This window comes from Paenibacillus sp. TSA_86.1 (assembly GCF_052691815.1).
The window spans coordinates 128476-146460 of record NZ_JBQZGE010000007.1 but is presented as its reverse complement, the minus strand read 5'-3'; the positions used below and the strand labels follow the sequence as shown (position 1 = coordinate 146460).

Annotated in this window: 13 protein-coding genes and 2 riboswitches; of the genes, 1 reads left to right on the top strand and 12 read right to left on the bottom strand. The window is 46.3% G+C overall.

Annotated elements, in window-relative coordinates; genetic code table 11:
• Nucleotides 1-231: 231 nt before the first annotated feature.
• Nucleotides 232-1986 carry an alpha-glycosidase gene (locus ACUTVW_RS15995; protein WP_445646725.1) on the top strand — a complete coding sequence of 585 codons (1755 nt, stop codon included), beginning with the start codon at nt 232-234 and terminating at the stop codon, nt 1984-1986.
• 196 nt (nt 1987-2182) lie between these two features.
• Here ACUTVW_RS15995 and sdaAA read toward each other — a convergent pair whose 3' ends face one another.
• The 12 genes from sdaAA to ACUTVW_RS15935 form a co-directional block, all read right to left on the bottom strand.
• Nucleotides 2183-3139: an L-serine ammonia-lyase, iron-sulfur-dependent, subunit alpha gene (gene sdaAA / locus ACUTVW_RS15990; RefSeq protein WP_445646724.1), complete on the bottom strand. Its 957-nt coding sequence runs from the start codon at nt 3137-3139 to the stop codon at nt 2183-2185.
• Nucleotides 3129-3818 carry an L-serine ammonia-lyase, iron-sulfur-dependent subunit beta gene (gene sdaAB / locus ACUTVW_RS15985; RefSeq protein ID WP_445646723.1) on the bottom strand — a complete coding sequence of 230 codons (690 nt, stop codon included), beginning with the start codon at nt 3816-3818 and terminating at the stop codon, nt 3129-3131. The genes sdaAA and sdaAB overlap by 11 nt, the downstream gene beginning before the upstream one ends.
• 119 nt (nt 3819-3937) lie before the next feature.
• Nucleotides 3938-4075, bottom strand: a riboswitch (glycine riboswitch).
• Nucleotides 4076-4079: 4 nt separating this feature from the next.
• Nucleotides 4080-4254: riboswitch (glycine riboswitch) on the bottom strand.
• Nucleotides 4255-4568: 314 nt separating this feature from the next.
• On the bottom strand, nt 4569-5324 hold the full coding sequence (gene pstB / locus ACUTVW_RS15980; RefSeq protein ID WP_441926926.1) for a phosphate ABC transporter ATP-binding protein PstB: 756 nt from the start codon (nt 5322-5324) through the stop codon (nt 4569-4571).
• A gap of 13 nt (nt 5325-5337) precedes the next feature.
• Complete coding sequence (pstA, locus tag ACUTVW_RS15975) at nt 5338-6225, bottom strand: phosphate ABC transporter permease PstA (RefSeq protein WP_145334268.1); 888 nt, start codon at nt 6223-6225, stop codon at nt 5338-5340.
• Between the two features lie 2 nt (nt 6226-6227).
• A complete protein-coding gene (pstC, locus tag ACUTVW_RS15970) occupies nt 6228-7163 on the bottom strand; it encodes a phosphate ABC transporter permease subunit PstC (RefSeq protein WP_441926924.1) in 936 nt (311 codons plus the stop codon).
• Nucleotides 7164-7281: 118 nt separating this feature from the next.
• A complete protein-coding gene (locus ACUTVW_RS15965) occupies nt 7282-8214 on the bottom strand; it encodes a phosphate ABC transporter substrate-binding protein (protein ID WP_445646722.1) in 933 nt (310 codons plus the stop codon).
• Between the two features lie 574 nt (nt 8215-8788).
• Nucleotides 8789-10081 carry an arsenic transporter gene (locus tag ACUTVW_RS15960; protein WP_445646721.1) on the bottom strand — a complete coding sequence of 431 codons (1293 nt, stop codon included), beginning with the start codon at nt 10079-10081 and terminating at the stop codon, nt 8789-8791.
• Nucleotides 10082-10250: 169 nt separating this feature from the next.
• Complete coding sequence (locus ACUTVW_RS15955) at nt 10251-12338, bottom strand: methyl-accepting chemotaxis protein (RefSeq protein ID WP_445646720.1); 2088 nt, start codon at nt 12336-12338, stop codon at nt 10251-10253.
• A gap of 196 nt (nt 12339-12534) precedes the next feature.
• Nucleotides 12535-13581 carry an EAL domain-containing protein gene (locus tag ACUTVW_RS15950; protein ID WP_445646719.1) on the bottom strand — a complete coding sequence of 349 codons (1047 nt, stop codon included), beginning with the start codon at nt 13579-13581 and terminating at the stop codon, nt 12535-12537.
• Nucleotides 13582-13799: 218 nt separating this feature from the next.
• Nucleotides 13800-16067 carry a bifunctional 2',3'-cyclic-nucleotide 2'-phosphodiesterase/3'-nucleotidase gene (locus ACUTVW_RS15945; RefSeq protein ID WP_445646718.1) on the bottom strand — a complete coding sequence of 756 codons (2268 nt, stop codon included), beginning with the start codon at nt 16065-16067 and terminating at the stop codon, nt 13800-13802.
• A gap of 505 nt (nt 16068-16572) precedes the next feature.
• On the bottom strand, nt 16573-16989 hold the full coding sequence (locus ACUTVW_RS15940) for a pyridoxamine 5'-phosphate oxidase family protein (protein WP_445646717.1): 417 nt from the start codon (nt 16987-16989) through the stop codon (nt 16573-16575).
• Nucleotides 16990-17523: 534 nt separating this feature from the next.
• Nucleotides 17524-17982 carry an NUDIX domain-containing protein gene (locus ACUTVW_RS15935; protein WP_445646716.1) on the bottom strand — a complete coding sequence of 153 codons (459 nt, stop codon included), beginning with the start codon at nt 17980-17982 and terminating at the stop codon, nt 17524-17526.
• Between the last annotated feature and the right edge of the window lie 3 nt (nt 17983-17985).

The following is a 17985-nucleotide window of genomic DNA, read 5'->3' as shown; positions in this document are numbered from 1 at the left end:
CAAGCTACAATGTCCGCTTCCTTGACTCGGCAACCATCACTCAATGTCACTCGTTTGGAGTACGCCCTCTCTTTTCATACCTTCATTATAACGCAATCTGCGGTCACGTAATATGAAGCTATATCATTAAGCAATTACGATCTACATATCCTACGTACTATCTTTATCGTTCATTTCTACATCCAATTCTTTTAACATATTACATTTACATCTGACGGGAGGAATTTATACATGCTGCTCGAAGCTATCTTTCATCAACCCAAACGGAACTGGGCTTATGCCTATGATCAGGATACAATCCGTCTGCGCCTGCGTGCCAAAAAAAATGATCTCACCGAGGTTTATGCTCTGACAGGAGATAAATACGCGTGGAAAGAAACCCGGAATAGAGTTCCTCTGACCAAATTCACTTCGGACTCTATGTTTGACTACTACGAAGGGGAAGTAAAGCCGCCATACCATCGGTTAAAGTATGCTTTTCTACTCCAAAGCGAGGATGAACACATCTGGATGACCGAAACGGATTTTCAGGAAGAGGAGCCGGATGATCCGGGCCGCATGTTCCAGTTCCCATATATTCATGCCGGAGCTGTATTTACTCCCCCAGCATGGGTGAAGGATGCCATATTTTATCAGATTTTCCCCGAGCGTTTCGCTAATGGTAATCCTGAAATCAATCCAAAAGAAGTTCAACCTTGGGGCGGTGAACCTACCCCCTTTAATTTCTTTGGTGGTGACCTGCAAGGTGTGATGGATCATCTGGATTATCTCAGCGAACTGGGCATCAATGCCATTTACTTCACTCCGATTTTCGAGGCAACGACCAATCATAAGTATGATACCGAAGACTATCTGCGTGTAGACCGTCATTTCGGTGATGCAGATACAGTAAAACGTTTGGTTAAACTGTGCCATGAACGCGGTATTCGCGTGCTTCTAGACGCGGTGTTTAATCATTCCGGCAAAACGTTTGCCCCGTTCCTCGACGTGCAGAAGCACGGTGCGGAATCCAAATACAAGGATTGGTTCCATGTGCATGAATTCCCGTTGGACGTGAAGGATGGCATTCCGACCTATGAGACATTTGGCTTTGAGCCCCATATGCCTAAGCTGAATACGGAAAATTCCGATGTGAAGGCCTACTTGCTGGAGGTGGCCGAATATTGGATCAAGGAAGTAGGTACCGACGGCTGGCGCCTCGATGTGGCCGATGAAGTGGACGATGCCTTCTGGCGGGATTTCCGCCGGGTCGTCAAGGCAGCCAACCCGGACGCCTATATCCTGGGCGAGATATGGAACGAATCTTCTGCCTGGTTGCAAGGCGATCAGTTCGATGCCGCGATGAACTACCCTTTTACCGCAGCCGTAAATGCTTTCTTTGTGGAAGATAAGATGCACGCCGAACAATTTGCCAACTCCATCGGTCGCCAGTTATCCCGCTATCCACTCCAGGCCAGTGAAGTGGCATTCAACTTGCTTGACAGCCACGATACCCCACGCCTGCTTACGCTATGTGATGGCGATCAACGCAAGATGAAGCTGGCTGCCTTGTTCCAGTTCACTTACATGGGAGCGCCATGCATCTATTATGGTGATGAGATTGGCCTCGACGGCGAACATGATCCCGGATGCCGTAAATGCATGGAATGGGATGAAGCAAGGCAGGATCGGGAGTTACTTCGCTTTTACCAGAAATTGATTGCTCTACGTCATGCTCATCCTGCACTGCGTGCGGAAGGCACGGTTCGTTTCCTGCAAGCCCAAGCGGGCGGAAGTCAGCTCGTCATGGAGCGGCAAAGCGATGAGGAGCGCATCCTGGTTCTATTTAATCGTTCGGAGGAAACTGCCATTGTTGAACTGGAAGCTGGTCATCAGCCATGGAGCGAGCTGTTTGAGGGCAATCATCGCACGGCTCTGGACAACGGTGTGCTTGCTATTGAATTACCCGCCTATGGATATGCAGTTATGCGAACCGAATTAGAATAGACTAGGCGCATTGAAAAAGCCTGAAATAAACTCACCTACCTCATCCTGATACGACGGTCGATAGCCAATAGTTAGCTTAGCTGATCTACGATCCTAAACTAAACTAAAACAAGCGCCCTTCATACCTGAGCTGTTCAGGTTGAAGGACGCTTGTTTACTTTAATTTATTCTAAACCCTCGATCCGGCAAGCTCTGATTACTTACCATCCATTTTCGGTTGTAGTCCTGATGCTTCTGAATCGGTTTCTGATGTCTCTTCCGGCTCTGCCCGCTTCGCCTTAGGTTTCGCCAGCTTCTGCATCATCTTGCGGCCTGTAGGTGTCTGGGCCAGCCCGCCTTGCGCTGTCTCGCGGTGACGGCTTGGCATGGCACTGCCTACCTCCAGCATAACGTCGATCACTTCGTCCGACGGAATGGCACTGCGTACGCCAGCGAGCGCCATATCAGCCGCAGCCAGTGCAGTAACGGCTCCGAGTCCGTTGCGCACAATACAAGGAATCTCTACAAGCCCGGCAACCGGATCACAGATGAGGCCCAGTGTATTTTTCAAAGCCAAGCCCACAGCATGCACGACCTGCTCCGGTGTTCCTCCACGAAGTTCCACCATGGCTCCGGCAGCCATGCCGATCGCAGAGCCAACCTCGGCCTGACAACCACCCTCGGCACCAGAAATAAACGAATTGTTGGCAATAACATAACCGATAGCCCCCGCGCAGAACAATCCATTCACCAGATGTTCATCCGTCCAGCCAAAGCGTTCCTGCGAGCTGATAAACACACCCGGAATGATGCCGCAAGATCCTGCCGTCGGCGTAGCCACGATTCGTCCCATCGAAGCGTTCACTTCCGATACACACAGTGCATAAGCCATGGCAAGGGCAGAAGCATCACCAGAACATGTCTCGCCTTGGCGAATGTATTCGGCCATCTTTTTCCCGTCTCCGCCTGTCAGTCCGCTACGTGAGGTTGTATCTTCTGTAAGTCCTTTACGAACGGCTTCCTTCATCACCTGGTAGTACTCCGACATCTGTTTCACCACGTCGGCTTCCGGTGTATTCGTCTCTTGCACCTGCTCTTCAATCATCAGCTGTGCAATCGTTTTGGACTCCGCAGTGCAGATGGTATTCAATTCATGCAAATGTTTAAACCGCATTCGGATCAACCCCTCTCTTCAGATCAATCACACGAATATTGAGCACATGATCCAGGGAACGCAATCTTTTCAAAATCTCTTCACTTGGCGGAGCATCCATCTCCATTGCAGTAAGCGCTTCACCATCACGGGCTTTCCGATCCACTTGCATATACCCGATGTTCACTCCGGAAGAGCTGATCGTTGAGGTTACGGATGCCAGAACACCCGCTTTATCCGCATGGCGCAAAACAAGTGTCGGGAACTCCCCGCTAATCTGTACGCGAAAATCATTCAGTGCATGCACGGACACACTACCACCGCCGATGGAGGCCCCTGTTAATGAGCATTCCCGTTCGCCGTGCCACAATTCAATCTTGACCGTATTGGGATGAGGGGCCGGCAGACCGCTCGTGTAAAATTCAACCTCCATACCCGCTTCATCTGCATACTGTTCCGCATCCGGTATACGCGGATCATCTGTGACATAATCGAGCAGGCCTCCGATCAGTGCCAGATCCGTTCCGTGTCCCTGATAGGTGTCCGCAAATGAGCCGTATAACGTGAGCCGTGCACGTTCAGGCGTGCATCCTAGCCACTGACGCGCAATTCGGCCCAGTCTTGCAGCACCCGCTGTATGTGAACTGGATGGCCCCGTCATGGACGGACCAATAATTGAAAAAACATCTTTAAATCGCACCTTGTAACCCTCCAATTGGTTTCGTCGTCATCGTCCTCCAAACAAGAAGACCACCATTATGTTCCTGATTTACTGAATGATGACATGAAAAAAGGACAGAAGAAGGCCGTTAGCCCTCTCTCTGTCCTTGATACCTGAGAGTTTCATGATCGCAGCATCGGCTAAAACAGATCAAGTACATTCACATACAAGTCTATTCACCGTGCTGACCCATCATATTCCCCTTGGGTGGCGCTTCTTCCGCGCACTCTCCAGAGTTGCGTCCAACGACGGTACGTTTACCTGAGAGATTAACAGTTATGCCGGGTGCATAACTACTTGCTCCTTCGGTGCCTCAAGCTGGCCTGTATAGTACAGATCTGCATCGATACGATGCATCATATCGATCTATCCCCGTATTTATTCAGCCCGTTTAGGTCTCTCCCGCTCGTTATCATTCGCTGTATTCTGTTCATTCATAATAAAAGTTAATCATTCTGGCATGTATTCAATCATATACAGCGTAATATGCCGCACTGTATATGTCAACAAAAGTGACGTATTGGAAGCCTGCTTTTGGCGTAATACTTCCAAACTATATCTGGTCACATCCGTATCTTGAACCGTACAGACAGAAGATGCGAAGGATATTACTCCCGCTTGTTATATATATGCAATTTTTAAAGGGATTGTTTCAAAATCAACAAATATTCAAATAAAAAAAGCATAACCACCCGAACGTTTCCGCTCGGGCGTTACACTTTCTTATCTTTAACCAAAACGCCCCATAATATATTCCTGCGTCAGACGATTGTCCGGGTTGGTAAAAATGTGCTCCGTCTCACCGTGTTCAATCAGACTACCGAGATAAAAATAAGCCGTATAATCCGAGATGCGCGCCGCCTGCTGCATGTTATGGGTAACAATAACGATGCGTAGCTCCTGCTTCAGCTCCGAGATCAATTCCTCGACTTTACCCGTAGATACCGGATCAAGGGCAGATGCTGGCTCATCGAGCAAAAGAATCTGCGGGTCAACGGACAATGCTCGCGCGATACAGAGACGTTGCTGCTGACCACCCGAGAGTGCCAAGGCCGATTCATGTAGTCTGTCCTTTACTTCATCCCAAAGTGCTGCGCGGCGTAAGCTTTTCTCCACAATCTCATCCAACGCCTTCTTACTCTTCGTACCGCGGTAGCGGGGGCCAAATGCGATATTGTTGTAGATAGACTTATGAAAAGGATTGGGCTTCTGCCACACCATGCCGATCTTCTGACGAAGCTTGATTACATCCGTACCTGGTTCGTTGAGGTCATTACCATCCATCCAGATGTGTCCCTCTGTGCGTGAACCGGCAATCTCATCATTCATCCGGTTCAATGAACGGAGAAATGTCGATTTACCGCAGCCGGACGGCCCAATCAGAGCCGTTACACTGGCTTCGGGAAAAGTCAGGCTGATCTGTTTCACGGCCTGAAAATGTCCATAATATATGCTTAACTGTTCCGTACCAAATGGTATGGCCATGTGGGATTCCTCCTTATTTCGAAGCTGTCATCCGGCGGTATACCACCCGGCCGATCCAGCGTGCACTCAGATTGAATGCCAGTACCAGAATAACCAGCACGGCAGAAGCACCTGCTGCGATTTCTTTGGAATCTGGCCCAATGCCTTCACTGTTGACTTTCCAGATGTGCACAGCCAGTGTTTCCGCAGGACGCAACGGGTTGATCGGTGATCTTGGACTTGTTGGATTCCAGTCCGTAAAGTCCAGTGGTGGACTACTCATACCCGCAGTGAACATCAGCGCTGCCGCTTCACCGAAGATCCGGCCTGAGGCCAGAATCGTGCCCGTAATCAAGCTTGGCAACGCCACAGGCAACAGGATGGACGTAATGATCTTCCATTTGGACAAACCAAGAGCGAGTCCGGCTTCCTTCTGCTCTTTGGGAACGGCACGGAAAGCTTGCTCCGTCGTCCGAACCATCAGCGGCAAGTTGAAGATCGCCAGTGCCATCGCACCCGATAAGAGGGAGAAGCCCAGGCCAAACGTATTGACGATCAGCAAGAGTCCAAACAAACCGATAACGATGGAAGGGAATGATGACAACACTTCGACAACCAGACGGATAAAACTTGTAACTCGACCTGGCTTGGCGTATTCCGCCATATAAATCCCCCCGCCCCAACCGAGCGGAATCGTAATGATCAACGTTAGTACAAGCAAAAAGATAGAGTTAAAGAGCTGCGGTCCAATTCCGCCGCCGCCTTTGAGCAATTGTGGTGCACTCGTCAAGAAGTGCCAGTTGATCTGACCGATCCCCCGGAACAGAATAAATCCGAGTAAACCGAGCAAAAGTACAACAATGAATAAAGCCAGGATCACGATGACTACTGTTGCAATTTTATCTGCTGTTTTTGGCTTCATTCTCATACCCGGTTCCTCCTTTCAAGCAGGCGAACCAGAATGACAAATACAAAGGTCATTACCAGCAGGACAAGCGCCATGCTCCACAATGCATTGTTATGAACAGAACCCATCGTGGTATTACCCATACTCAGGGTGATTACACTTGTTAATGTTGAAGCGGATTCGAGCAAGGATGTCGGTACATGCGGTGCATTACCGATAACCATCTGCACGGCGAGTGCCTCACCGAAAGCGCGAGCCATACCGAGAACAATACCTGTCAACAATGCAGGCAGCACTGTCGGAATGATTACCCGATAGATCGTCTGCCAACGTGTCGCACCAAGCGCGTATGAAGATTCACGCAGACCTTTAGGCAAAGCAGACAACGCGTCTGCCATAATACTTGTTACCGTAGGCAGAATCATCACGGACAATACCAGACATCCGGCTGCAATCCCGATGCCGGCTCCTCCGAAGATGCTTCGCAACATGGGAACAATCACACTCAGACCGATGAATCCGTACACAACGGATGGAATACCGGAGAGCAATTCAATCGCAGGCTGTAAAATCTTTTTACCTTTACCTGGTACAATCTCTGTCATAAAGAGCGCTGCACACAGACTAAGTGGACTTGCAATTAACGCTGCAAGCAAGGTGGTTGTAAAGGAACCGGTGATGAACGGCAATGCACCATAAACCGCAGGCTCGCCTGCCGGATTCCATGTTTTGCCGAATAAGAATTCACGCAGACTTATACCATCCTGGAAAAAGGTTGATAAGCCTTTGGACGCCACAAAATATACGATGGAAAACATGACAACGATCAGGAAAACGACACATATCGACGTGTAGATCCGTCCCGTCCACTCTTCCCAGTAATGTTTCTCTCTCAAGGGCCGGCGTGGTTTCAGCTTATTGTTCATTACCGTTCCCCCTTCGGTCTGTTCCATAACAACCATCCTTCTATAGTAGAATTAATGCAAAATATGGGATAAATTCTGAGCAAACCGCGTAAAGAGGCAGGACCTGGGTCCGCCTCTTTCGCTGTATGCGCAAGTTCAAAGAATGTTACTGAGTGACATTACCTGCTGCATCGCGTTTCACTTTCATGCCGGATACTGGAATGTAGCCTAGATCCTTAACGTCTTTTTGTTGAACTTCATCGCTGAGCATGTAGTCGAGGAATGCTTTTGTTGCTGCATCCGGCTCACCTTTTGTATACATGTGTTGATAAGCCCATACTGGATATGTTCCTGCTTCCACGTTCTCAACTGTAGCTTCAACACCACCGTATTTCAGAACTTGCAATTTGTCATCCAGGTAAGACAGAGCCAGGTAACCAATTGCTCCTGGAGTTTCAGATACCAGTTTCTTAACTGTACCGGAGGAATCTTCTTGGATCGAACCTTGAATATCTTCTACTTTCGTTCCCAGAGCAAAGTTCTCGAAAGTTGCACGCGTACCGGAGCTACCTGGACGGTTAACGATAACGATGGCTTGATCTTTACCACCAACATCTTTCCAGTTCTTGATTTTACCGGAGAAAATATCAACCAGTTGTTCCTTCGTCAAATCCGTTACACCTGCATCTTTGTTGCTTACTGGTGCAATAGCTACAACGGCTACTTGGTGGTCAACCAGTTCTTTTGCCTTCGCTTCGTCTTTCAACTTCTCTTCAGCAAATACGTCAGAGTTACCGATTGTTGCTTGTCCTTCGGAAACTTGTGTCAGGCCCGTACCACTACCGCCACCTTGCACTTGTACCATTACGTTCTTATATTGATCAACTGCCATAAATTTTTGTCCAGCTTGCTCTACCAGAGGCTGCAGTGCTGTTGATCCAACAGCCAGAATGTTACCGCTGAGTTCAGCAGCAGTATTTTCTCCTGATCCATTACTTGCGGCACCATTTGTAGTACCTGCGTCATTTTTCGATCCGCATGCTGCAAGCACCAGTACGAACGTTAAGGTCATCAAAATAAACGGCAACTTTTTAAACATTTTTTGTTTTCCTCCCCCAATGTAGTGATGGCGTTTTGTGAATTTGTGTGATCACCATCAACTCTTTAATCATTGTAGTTTCGTTATGTCATCTGAAAATCAATGTTTTGTAAACGCAATGTTAAAAATACGGGCTAGGGATTAAAATACGAAACATACGAAAAATATTTTTGTGCGCTGGTAGCCGCTTCGGGAACGGACGTTGTTTCAATCGCTGTTACCCCCGGATATAATGGATTGTATATTTAAGAGGAATATATCCGCGGATAAAGGCGACCGCTCCGCTTTTCCACAATCGTTCCGTTCCCTCCGCTGAGTCAGCGCCCATCTGTTTCTAAAACATTTGATATCCCTAGCCAAGGGTGGGGCAAGAAAAGGACCACTTTCGTGCAAGCCATGATTCCTCCGCCCCCGCTTGATTACTTCGTTGGTTTCTTCTATATAAGAGAACAATGGAAACTGCATTTTAGACAAAAACAAAAAAAGGCCGTCTCAACGGATGTGGTTAACACATCTGATGAGAACAACCTTTTTAATCATAACTATTTTATAATTTTAAGCTTGATGATTGTAATTATCCCAAAATCCACAGCCATAGCGCTAATCCAGCCAATGTAATCAACAATGTTGGAATGGTTAGAATGATGCCTGCCTTGAAATAATATCCCCATGTAATCTTAACGCCTTTACGAGACAATACATGCAACCATAACAAGGTTGCCAGTGATCCGATTGGCGTCATCTTAGGACCCAGATCCGAGCCAATGACATTGGCGTAGATCATAGCCTCACGAACAATCCCCTCGGTATGTGCCCCCTTAATGGCTAGCAAATTAATTAACACGGTTGGCAGGTTATTCATCACGGATGATAAGACTGCAGCGATCAGCCCCATACCCAGCGATGCAGCTAGCAAGCCATAACCCGCTATTGCATCCAGCCAGCTGCTCAGGTGATCCGTTAACCCGGCATTACGCAGACCATACACAACAATGTACATCCCTACCGAAAAGACAACGATGGACCACGGTGCTTCTTTGACCACCCGTTTCAAATCCACCGCTTCGCTCTTGCGTGCAAGTATACCGAAAAGCAGTGCAACCGCACCTACAATAACGGAAACAGGAATCGGAAGGAATTCACTTGAAGCATACGCTACCAGCAACAGCCCCAGCATAAACCATGCAATCTTGAACACCCGTGGATCACGGATCGCTTCCTTCGGGTCACGAGCAGCTGAGACATCATACGTCTGCGGGATGCTTTTGCGATAAAACAAAAACAGCATCGCCGTACTCGCTGCAATGGAGAACAGATTAGGTACCACCATACGCACCGCATATTCTACAAAGGTAATCCCAAAGAAATCGGCAGACACAATGTTCACCAGATTGCTGACCACCAGTGGCAACGAGGTTGTATCTGCGACAAACCCACTCGCCATGACAAAGGCCAGCACCATACGTTCATCAAATTTTAATGCACGTACCATCGCCAGAACAATCGGTGTCAAAATTAGCGCTGCACCATCATTCGCAAACAAGGCAGACACTGCCGCCCCCAGCAAAATAGAATAAAGAAACAGTCTGCGTCCGTTGCCTCCGGCCAGCCGAGCCATATGAAGGGCAGCCCATTCGAAGAACCCGGTCTCGTCCAAGATCAATGAAATCATAATAATGCCGACAAAGGCCAGCGTAGCATTCCATACAATAGCAGCTACATCGGAAGCATCATTCAGACTGACTACCCCTGCTGCCAACGCAAGGATTGCCCCTCCTGAAGCACTCCAGCCAATGCCGATCCCGCGAGGCTGCCAGATGACCATTGTGATCGTCAAAACAAATATTAATATTGCTACATATACCATAGTTCCTCCTGCTGTCCTGACTCAATATGCTTATTGATCATTACCTGATTAAAATACATCGCACACTTGCTTATAAGAACCAGACGATATATTTATACAGGGCTGCAGGAGGAATGTCTATATTTATTTTCTTCTATATTATGAAAAAGAATGTTTCACCTGAAAATGATCAGGATTTGTTGTTGTCTTTGGAAACATCATCCATCATCTTGAACATGCCCAGCAAACCTTGTAATTGTTCTGCCATACTATTCAAATGAGCAGAGGACGAAGCAATTTCCTCAACAGAAGCCAGTTGTTCTTGTGATGAAGCTGATACAGATTCGGTGCTTGCCGCGGATTCCTGAGTGACGTTCGAAATATCCGTCATCGTTTGAGCTACACGGGAGGCACCGTTCTCCAATTGTTTTGTCGTTTCGGTCAATTCATCCAGCGTATGAACGGCATCCTCCACCGCTTCACGGATCTGCGCAAAGGATTGTCCGGATGTATTCACGGCTTGAATACCCTCACCCACCCGGCTTTGGGCTGCATTCATCGCTGTCAGCGCTGAATCCATGTCCTGACGTATGTTATGCACGAGTTCGCCAATCTGAGCCGCAGAACTGCCCGATTCTTCAGCAAGCTTGCGTACCTCTCCAGCTACGACTGCAAATCCACGTCCTGCATCGCCTGCTCTGGCTGCTTCAATCGACGCATTCAACGCGAGTAAGTTGGTCTGTTTCGAGATGGAAGCAATGACGTCAACCATACTTCCAATCTCAACGGAACGAGCATTAAGGGACTGTACCACATTCCCTAACTGTTCGACGGTCTCCTGAATGATATTCATCTGCTCCACAGCCTGTCCTGCCGCTTCATTCCCTGAAGACGCTGCACCGGATGTACTTCGCATCGATGTGGTGATGGATTGTACGCGCTCTGACATCTGACGAACATCGTCCGCCATACGGCTCATCTGTCCAGAGCCATCCTTCACGCTACTCACTTGCTGCTCTGCACCCTCAGCAAGTTCCTGAATGGCCATAGTTGAATGTTCAATCGCTTTAGTTGTTTGGTCTGCACTCGCAGACAATTCTTGTGAAGATGCGGATACTTGCTCTGCCGTTTCCTGGACACCCAGAATCATCATACGTAAATTATCAACCATACGTTCAAAGTATTTCGCCAGTTCACCCACTTCGTCTTTACGTTTACTATCCATCTTCACAGTGAGGTCGCCTTTACTTACAGCTCTAGCATTTTCCTGCAAACGTTTAATCGGACGTACTAGTGAACCAGTGAACCAGATGATGAAGAGAATCGCCAGAACACTTGAAGCGGAGACGACAATAAGAGTCGCTGTACGAATTTCTGCACTTGCCTGATCCACTTCTTTTTTGTACATCGTACCACCGATTTTCCAACCTGTTTTATCATTGGTAGAGAAAATCATTTTTTTCCCCTCACCATTAATTTCATAATCAAACATTCCATCCTTACTTGCATACATTGGTTGTGTAGTTGGTGAATCCAATGATGTACCCGCTTCTGTTACAGGGGAGTACACTACGTTTTTATCCGTATCCAAAATGATAACATAACCTTCCTGACCAACTTTAACAGCCGCCATCTTGCCCAGTTCTGTTAAATCAAGGGATATGCCCATGACGCCTGACTTATCACTTAGCATTTTGGAAATTTGCACAACCGTGATTCCATCATTATTTTTAGTGACTCCGGATATATAAGTAACGCCCGGTTGGGCCATAGCATTTTTGTACCAATCCCGTTTTCTAGGGTCAAAGTTAACTTCTGCTGCACTGGCGGCTGTAGTCTTACCCCGAACCATAACCCCTTCCTCAGTTCCTACCCATATATTTAATGCCTCTTTATGAAGAGCAAGATATTGTTTAAGACTATTTTCCAACTGCTGAATTCCGGCTTCGTCTTTCGTATTTTCCTGACTTAGGTTGCCCGTAAAGTAATCAATATCAGTTAACTTTCCACTGACTTGTGTCTCGATTACCGAATTGATGGTTGTAACGCTTTGCCGGGCCGAATTCATCAGTTGGTCCCCCACTGTACGATCAGCGATAAGAATGGTGACTAACCCAACTACTAAACTCGGGATCAAAAGAACCGCTAGGAAAGATACAATAAGTTTATTGCGTATGTTCCAAAAAATTTTCTTTTTCTTCGATTTCTTCCCCGCTTTTTTTCCATGATCCGATTTGACATTTTTTTCGGAATTTGTCTTACTCGGAAACCATTTCATATATGTCATCTCCTTTTTAGCTCTCTATAACTGCATGATCAGAACCTGATTACCGCGTGAGGCTATATCCTTATATATCGGATGGAAGATTATTATTTATTTGTTCTCAATTAAAAACATATAATAAAAAAACCACTTTTAGTAACAAAGTGGTTTTATAAATTTCTTTTCTTATTAAATAACAGCCGAATTCTTCTTAGATATGTGTTACAAATCCATCTGGAGGATATGCTGCAGGTTTACCGAAATAATAACCTTGTGCAAGTTCGATTCCAACCGAGCGGCAGAAGTCAAACTCTTCCACTCGTTCGATTCCCTCGGCCAGCACTTTGCCGCCAAATCGCTTGGCTACCTCAACAATATTCAAAATCTTCTGCTGTTTCATTCGATCCTGATCACAATGATCAATCAGGCTACGATCTATTTTGACAAAGTCCGGCTCTAACCGGTCCATTAGCTCGATCGTTGAATAACCGGCACCTACATCATCCAAAGCTACCGACATACCGTGAGAACGATAAACCTCAAAAATATGCTGTAATGTAGACAGCTGTTGAATCTGTTCGGTTTCCACAACCTCGAAAACGAAGTCCTTGGGATCCAGAGCAAGACGTTTAATCGCCTCAAATGTATGTGTCAGGCAATATTCGGGATTATAAATAGAAGAAGGTAGGAAATTCACAAAACGTTTCACACCACGAGGCAGGTACCTGGCACTTGCTTCAATGGCCGTAATACGAGCGGTTCGATCCAAAAAGGAATGCAATCCCGTTTCGCGAGCGACTTCAAACAATTCATACGAGCTAAATACTCTTCCATGCTCCGCTGGACGAAGCAAGAACTCAAATCCGATAATGCCCTCTGAGGCATCTACAATCGGTTGCATATAACTGCTAAACTGTCGTTCCAAAATAGTGGAAACGATATCCGCATGTTTGATCCTGGCGTGCTGCATAGATAGACTAATCCACTCGCCCTCATGATCATGAACCAGCGTATCCGCAGTAGATTTCAACTGAATGGTCAGGGAAATCGATAATATCTTCTCCATATGAATGATCTCTTCAATCTCATCCTGCAACCCTTGTATATCTGAAACATGGAACCAGAGCATCTCTTCTGAATGTTCAATATGCCTTCCCTTGGTTTGCAGCGCTTCCAGCAAAGCAGGGGAGACGGGACGCAGGTACAGTGTACCTTGACCTTCTATCGGATAGATTGGACTGCAGCCACTGCAATTCATGTAGGACCCCCTTGCCAGTTTATCAAGCTACATCATTAATGTTACCACGTTTATACCCAAAGTTTGTAAATAGTATATCATGGGTTTTGAAATTAATCTCTATTGTTTTGATGACTTCCTTTATGACGTATATAGAAACATTTGTATTCATTCCTGCCACAAAAAAGACCAGCAGTCTGATGACTGCCAGTCTTTTCGGCTGAACTCTTTATTAAACTTTATGAAGCAGGAATAACCACTTTTTGTCCAACTTTCAGGTTATGCACGTTTGAGATCTGGTTTGTTTTTGCAAGTACACGCCAGTCCACACCATATTTCAAACCGATGCGGTACAGATTGTCCCCTTTTTTCACGACATATACCGTTTTGTTACTCGTTGCCGGCTTCTCCGGCTGCGGTTTAGGCGTTGGTGCCGGTTTAGGCGTTGGCGCTGGTGATGGTTCCGGTTTTGGCGTTGGATTTGTTCCTGGTTTTGGCGTTGTTGCTGCCTCACCCGTCAGTTTCAATCCATATTCTGCGAACCCGTCTTTATTTGTCCCAATAAAGGACATGGCCGGATTAGCTTCCACCAAATCTTTGGCATCCGGGGAAGAAGCAAATACCACTTCCAGGTCATTCAATGCTGCGGCGGTTACCCCTGCAGAGGGTTTGATTGGTGCCAGTGACCAGTTGCCATCTGCTGTAGGGTTAATCGTTTTGTTCTCACGAATATAATCAATAATCACTTGACGATTTTCATCCGGTGCAGCCAGAACGATCCGTTTGCCGTCCGGGTTAGCCAATTTGGATGAAGACGCACGATAGTTGTTCGTTGCTACGATGAATTTTTGTGCTGGATCGACCGGTTTGCCCTCAAAGCTCAGGTTTTTGATCCGGCTTGCCGATGCATTAACAACGGTTGCTTTGCTGTCATACTTGGCCGGTTGAGTAACATCAATCTGATAGGTTACACCATCGATAACATCAAAGTTATACGTTGGGAAGTCCATATTAATCAATTGCTGTTGGCCGCCCTTAGCCGGATCAATCTGATTGAACTGGCCTGCTGACCATTCCAACCATTCTTTCAGCTCAGCGCCGTTGACCATTACCGCATGTACCGTATTCGGATAAACGTACAGGTCTGCTACGTTTTTGATGGCAATCGTACCTTTAGGAATGTTGGTGTAATAGGAAGCACCGGAACGTCCACCTGCTTTGAAAGGAGCACCCGCAGACAAAACCGGAACCTTCTCGTAGTCAGTCCCTTGCAATTTCTTTTCCACGTACCATTTCTGTGCATTCGTTACGATCTGAATGGATGGATCATCCTGCACCAAAGCGAAGAAGCTGTTGATTGGTGCAGTCGTTTCGCCAACCGGACCACGTACATATTTCAGTGTGCCCTCGTGCTCGTCATGAACCGCATCTACAATCGCCTGATCGGCGTCTACCAGCGGCTTTTTGTTTGCTGTATCGTAGATTGGACGTGCTTCTGTTTTGGAATCAACGACTTTCCATTTGCCGTCCACTTGCTCCAGATCCAGATCAATGATTCCGAGATGGTCACCCCAGAAACCCGGCTCTACAGCAGGAACACCATTGATTGTACCCTTTTCCAGATCTACTCCTTTTTTGCCTTTGAAATCTGCACTAGGGAATACTTTATGAGCATGTCCAAACAAAATGGCATTAATGCCTTCCACTTTACTCAGGTACAGCACGGAGTTCTCCATCAGGTCGGTTTGCGGAATATCTTCAAATCCGGAGTGAGGGATAGCTACGATAATATCTGCGCCTTCGGCTTTCATCTTCGGAATGAATTTTTTCGCGGTAGCGATAATATCCTTGGCAATCACCTTACCTTCAAGGTTAGCACTGTCCCATTGCATGATTTGCGGCGGTACAAAACCGATTACACCCACTTTAATGATATGTTCCTTGCCATTTTCATCGGTTACTTTCTTGTCCAAAATCTGGTAAGGTGTGAAATAGTTTTTGTCATTTGTTTCATCTTTATCGCCATCGTCCACATAGACATTGGCATTAATGTAAGGGAAGTTAGCTCCCTCCAGCGTCATGTCGAGGAAATCGAGACCATAGTTAAATTCGTGGTTACCGATGTTGCCCGCATCGTAATCGAGCAGGTTCATCGCTTTATATACAGGGTGCGTTTCACCCTTTTTCAGAGGATCAATCTTCGCTACATAGTCACCCATCGGGTTACCCTGAATCAAGTCTCCGTTGTCGAACAACAAGCTGTTCTTCGCTTCCGCACGGGCTTTCTTAATCAGCGTAGCTGTTTTGGCCAAGCCATATTGATCCGTCACTTTGTCGGAATAGTAGTCATAGTTGATCAGGTTATCGTGAATGTCCGTTGTTTCCATGATCCGCAATTTAACTTTGGCTGCATCTGCTGCCGATACAGGTACTGGAAATACCGCAAGCACGTTAAATGCAACGAAAACGGCAGTCAGGCTTGCTAATACTTTCTTACTTCTCTTCAAAAATAACCCCTCCCGGTTTATGTACATTGATCATGCCATATCGCAAACACAGGCACAGAAAATAATAGATTTCATGGGTTGTGCATACTGATGATCCCAATGAGCATTCATCGGTGTCTTCAGGTTAGTTTATCTCACATGAACATCTATTCATATCTGTGCGTGTATTTACATATCAAATCATAACGTAATGTTAAAGCATTGAAAAGCATTTATTTTTACGTTATCCGTACATAACTGGGCAAGTTTACATTTTCATGCGTTATTTCGACATTTTCTGCAATATTTCAGGAAGGAATTAGGGTATATGCACTTGAAATCACGTATATCACATCAATATCACATCAACAACAGTTATGCTACTGTAGATGCCATTAAAAAACCGTGAAGCCGAAAAACGGCGTTCACGGTCGATCTATGACTGTTTTTTCGTCACCTGACAACGAGGCTGCGAAAAGATAGTTTTACAATTAGGAGTTACTGAATTTACAATATACACCTGAATTTACCGCTCCCATACATGATGCTCATGATCTTTGCCTGTATATTCTATCCGAGCGGGGGTGATATCCAAGATCACGTAGTTGGGATCATTAGGTCCATCGAACCAAGCTTTCAATTCATCATTCCACACTTGCTCACGCAAGGCTTCATTTTTGGTGACCTCGCACGTACCCTCGATCTCCACCACTTCCTTGGTACCTCCGGCCTCGTAACCAAGCAGAAGACTTACATTCGGATTGCTCTTCAGTTCCTCGACCTTGTGTGTACGACGGTTAGTTGCCAGATGAATATTCAATCCATCATTGAAAATAGCCATATAACGGGACTTCGGCTTGCCGTTTTCTACGGTGGAGAAACTGCAATACGGATTATTTTCCAAAGCCTTCACAATGTTTTGTTCCAATTCGTTCTGGTTCATGGGAGTTGCTCCTTTCGGGATGGGGGAATGTTTGACGAATTGTGCAGAAGCGCTACGAGTACGGATCGTTCTTCCGATCACTGTTATCCCCGGATTTATTATTGAATATGGTTTAATGGTGAATAATCCGGTGATAAAGGCGAGCGCTTCGCTTCTTCAGAATCGATTCCGTTCTCTCCACTACGCACAATTCCTCAAACTTAGAGTTAGAATAAAAAAAATCAAAACAACGAGCGATTAGCTTGCTTCCTCAGAATCGATTTCTTCCCTTCCACTACTACTGCAGTTCTTCCATTGGTAGAAGCGGTTGAAAGCCCAAAAGCTTTTAAAAATCCTGCTTGGATTAATTGTAAAAATCTCTGTCTTTTACTCTGGACATCGATCTTCTAATGGTACGCTGTACAGATGCATTGTTAAGGGCAGATGCCTTTTGGCTTTGCAAATGCCTGTACTTATAGTGTACCCGCCTCACTCCTGATGAATCCCTGAACCAGAACGTATACGTGACAATTTTGGAAATGTTATTTATGTTATTTAATTAAGATCCCCTAGGTATATGCGTTGTTCTCCCTTATTCAACAGCAATTCGCCGATGGTTTTGGGATACAAACGGATGTTGTGCAGATCCTCAAGCGCAACCCATTCCACCCCAACCTGATGATCATCCGGGTTAGAACCTTCAAAGACTGACGCCTTCGGGTCAAGTAAACTGCAATTAAAATAAAACTCTACCTGATGGATATCAGCATCCCACTCGGCAAACTCATGGTTGGCACCAATATATTCACGGATATGTAAAAGCTCACTTACATCCACGGCCTGACCAATCTCCTCCAGACATTCACGCGCAACCGCATCTTTCAGTTCTTCGCCCTTCTCCTGCCCACCTCCAGGAAAAACATAAGCCTCGCCGTACTGATCCTGTAAACGAATCAGTAACAGATGTCCATCCTGAACAATGACCGCTTTAGCCGAATTTCGTATGGGTTTCATCGT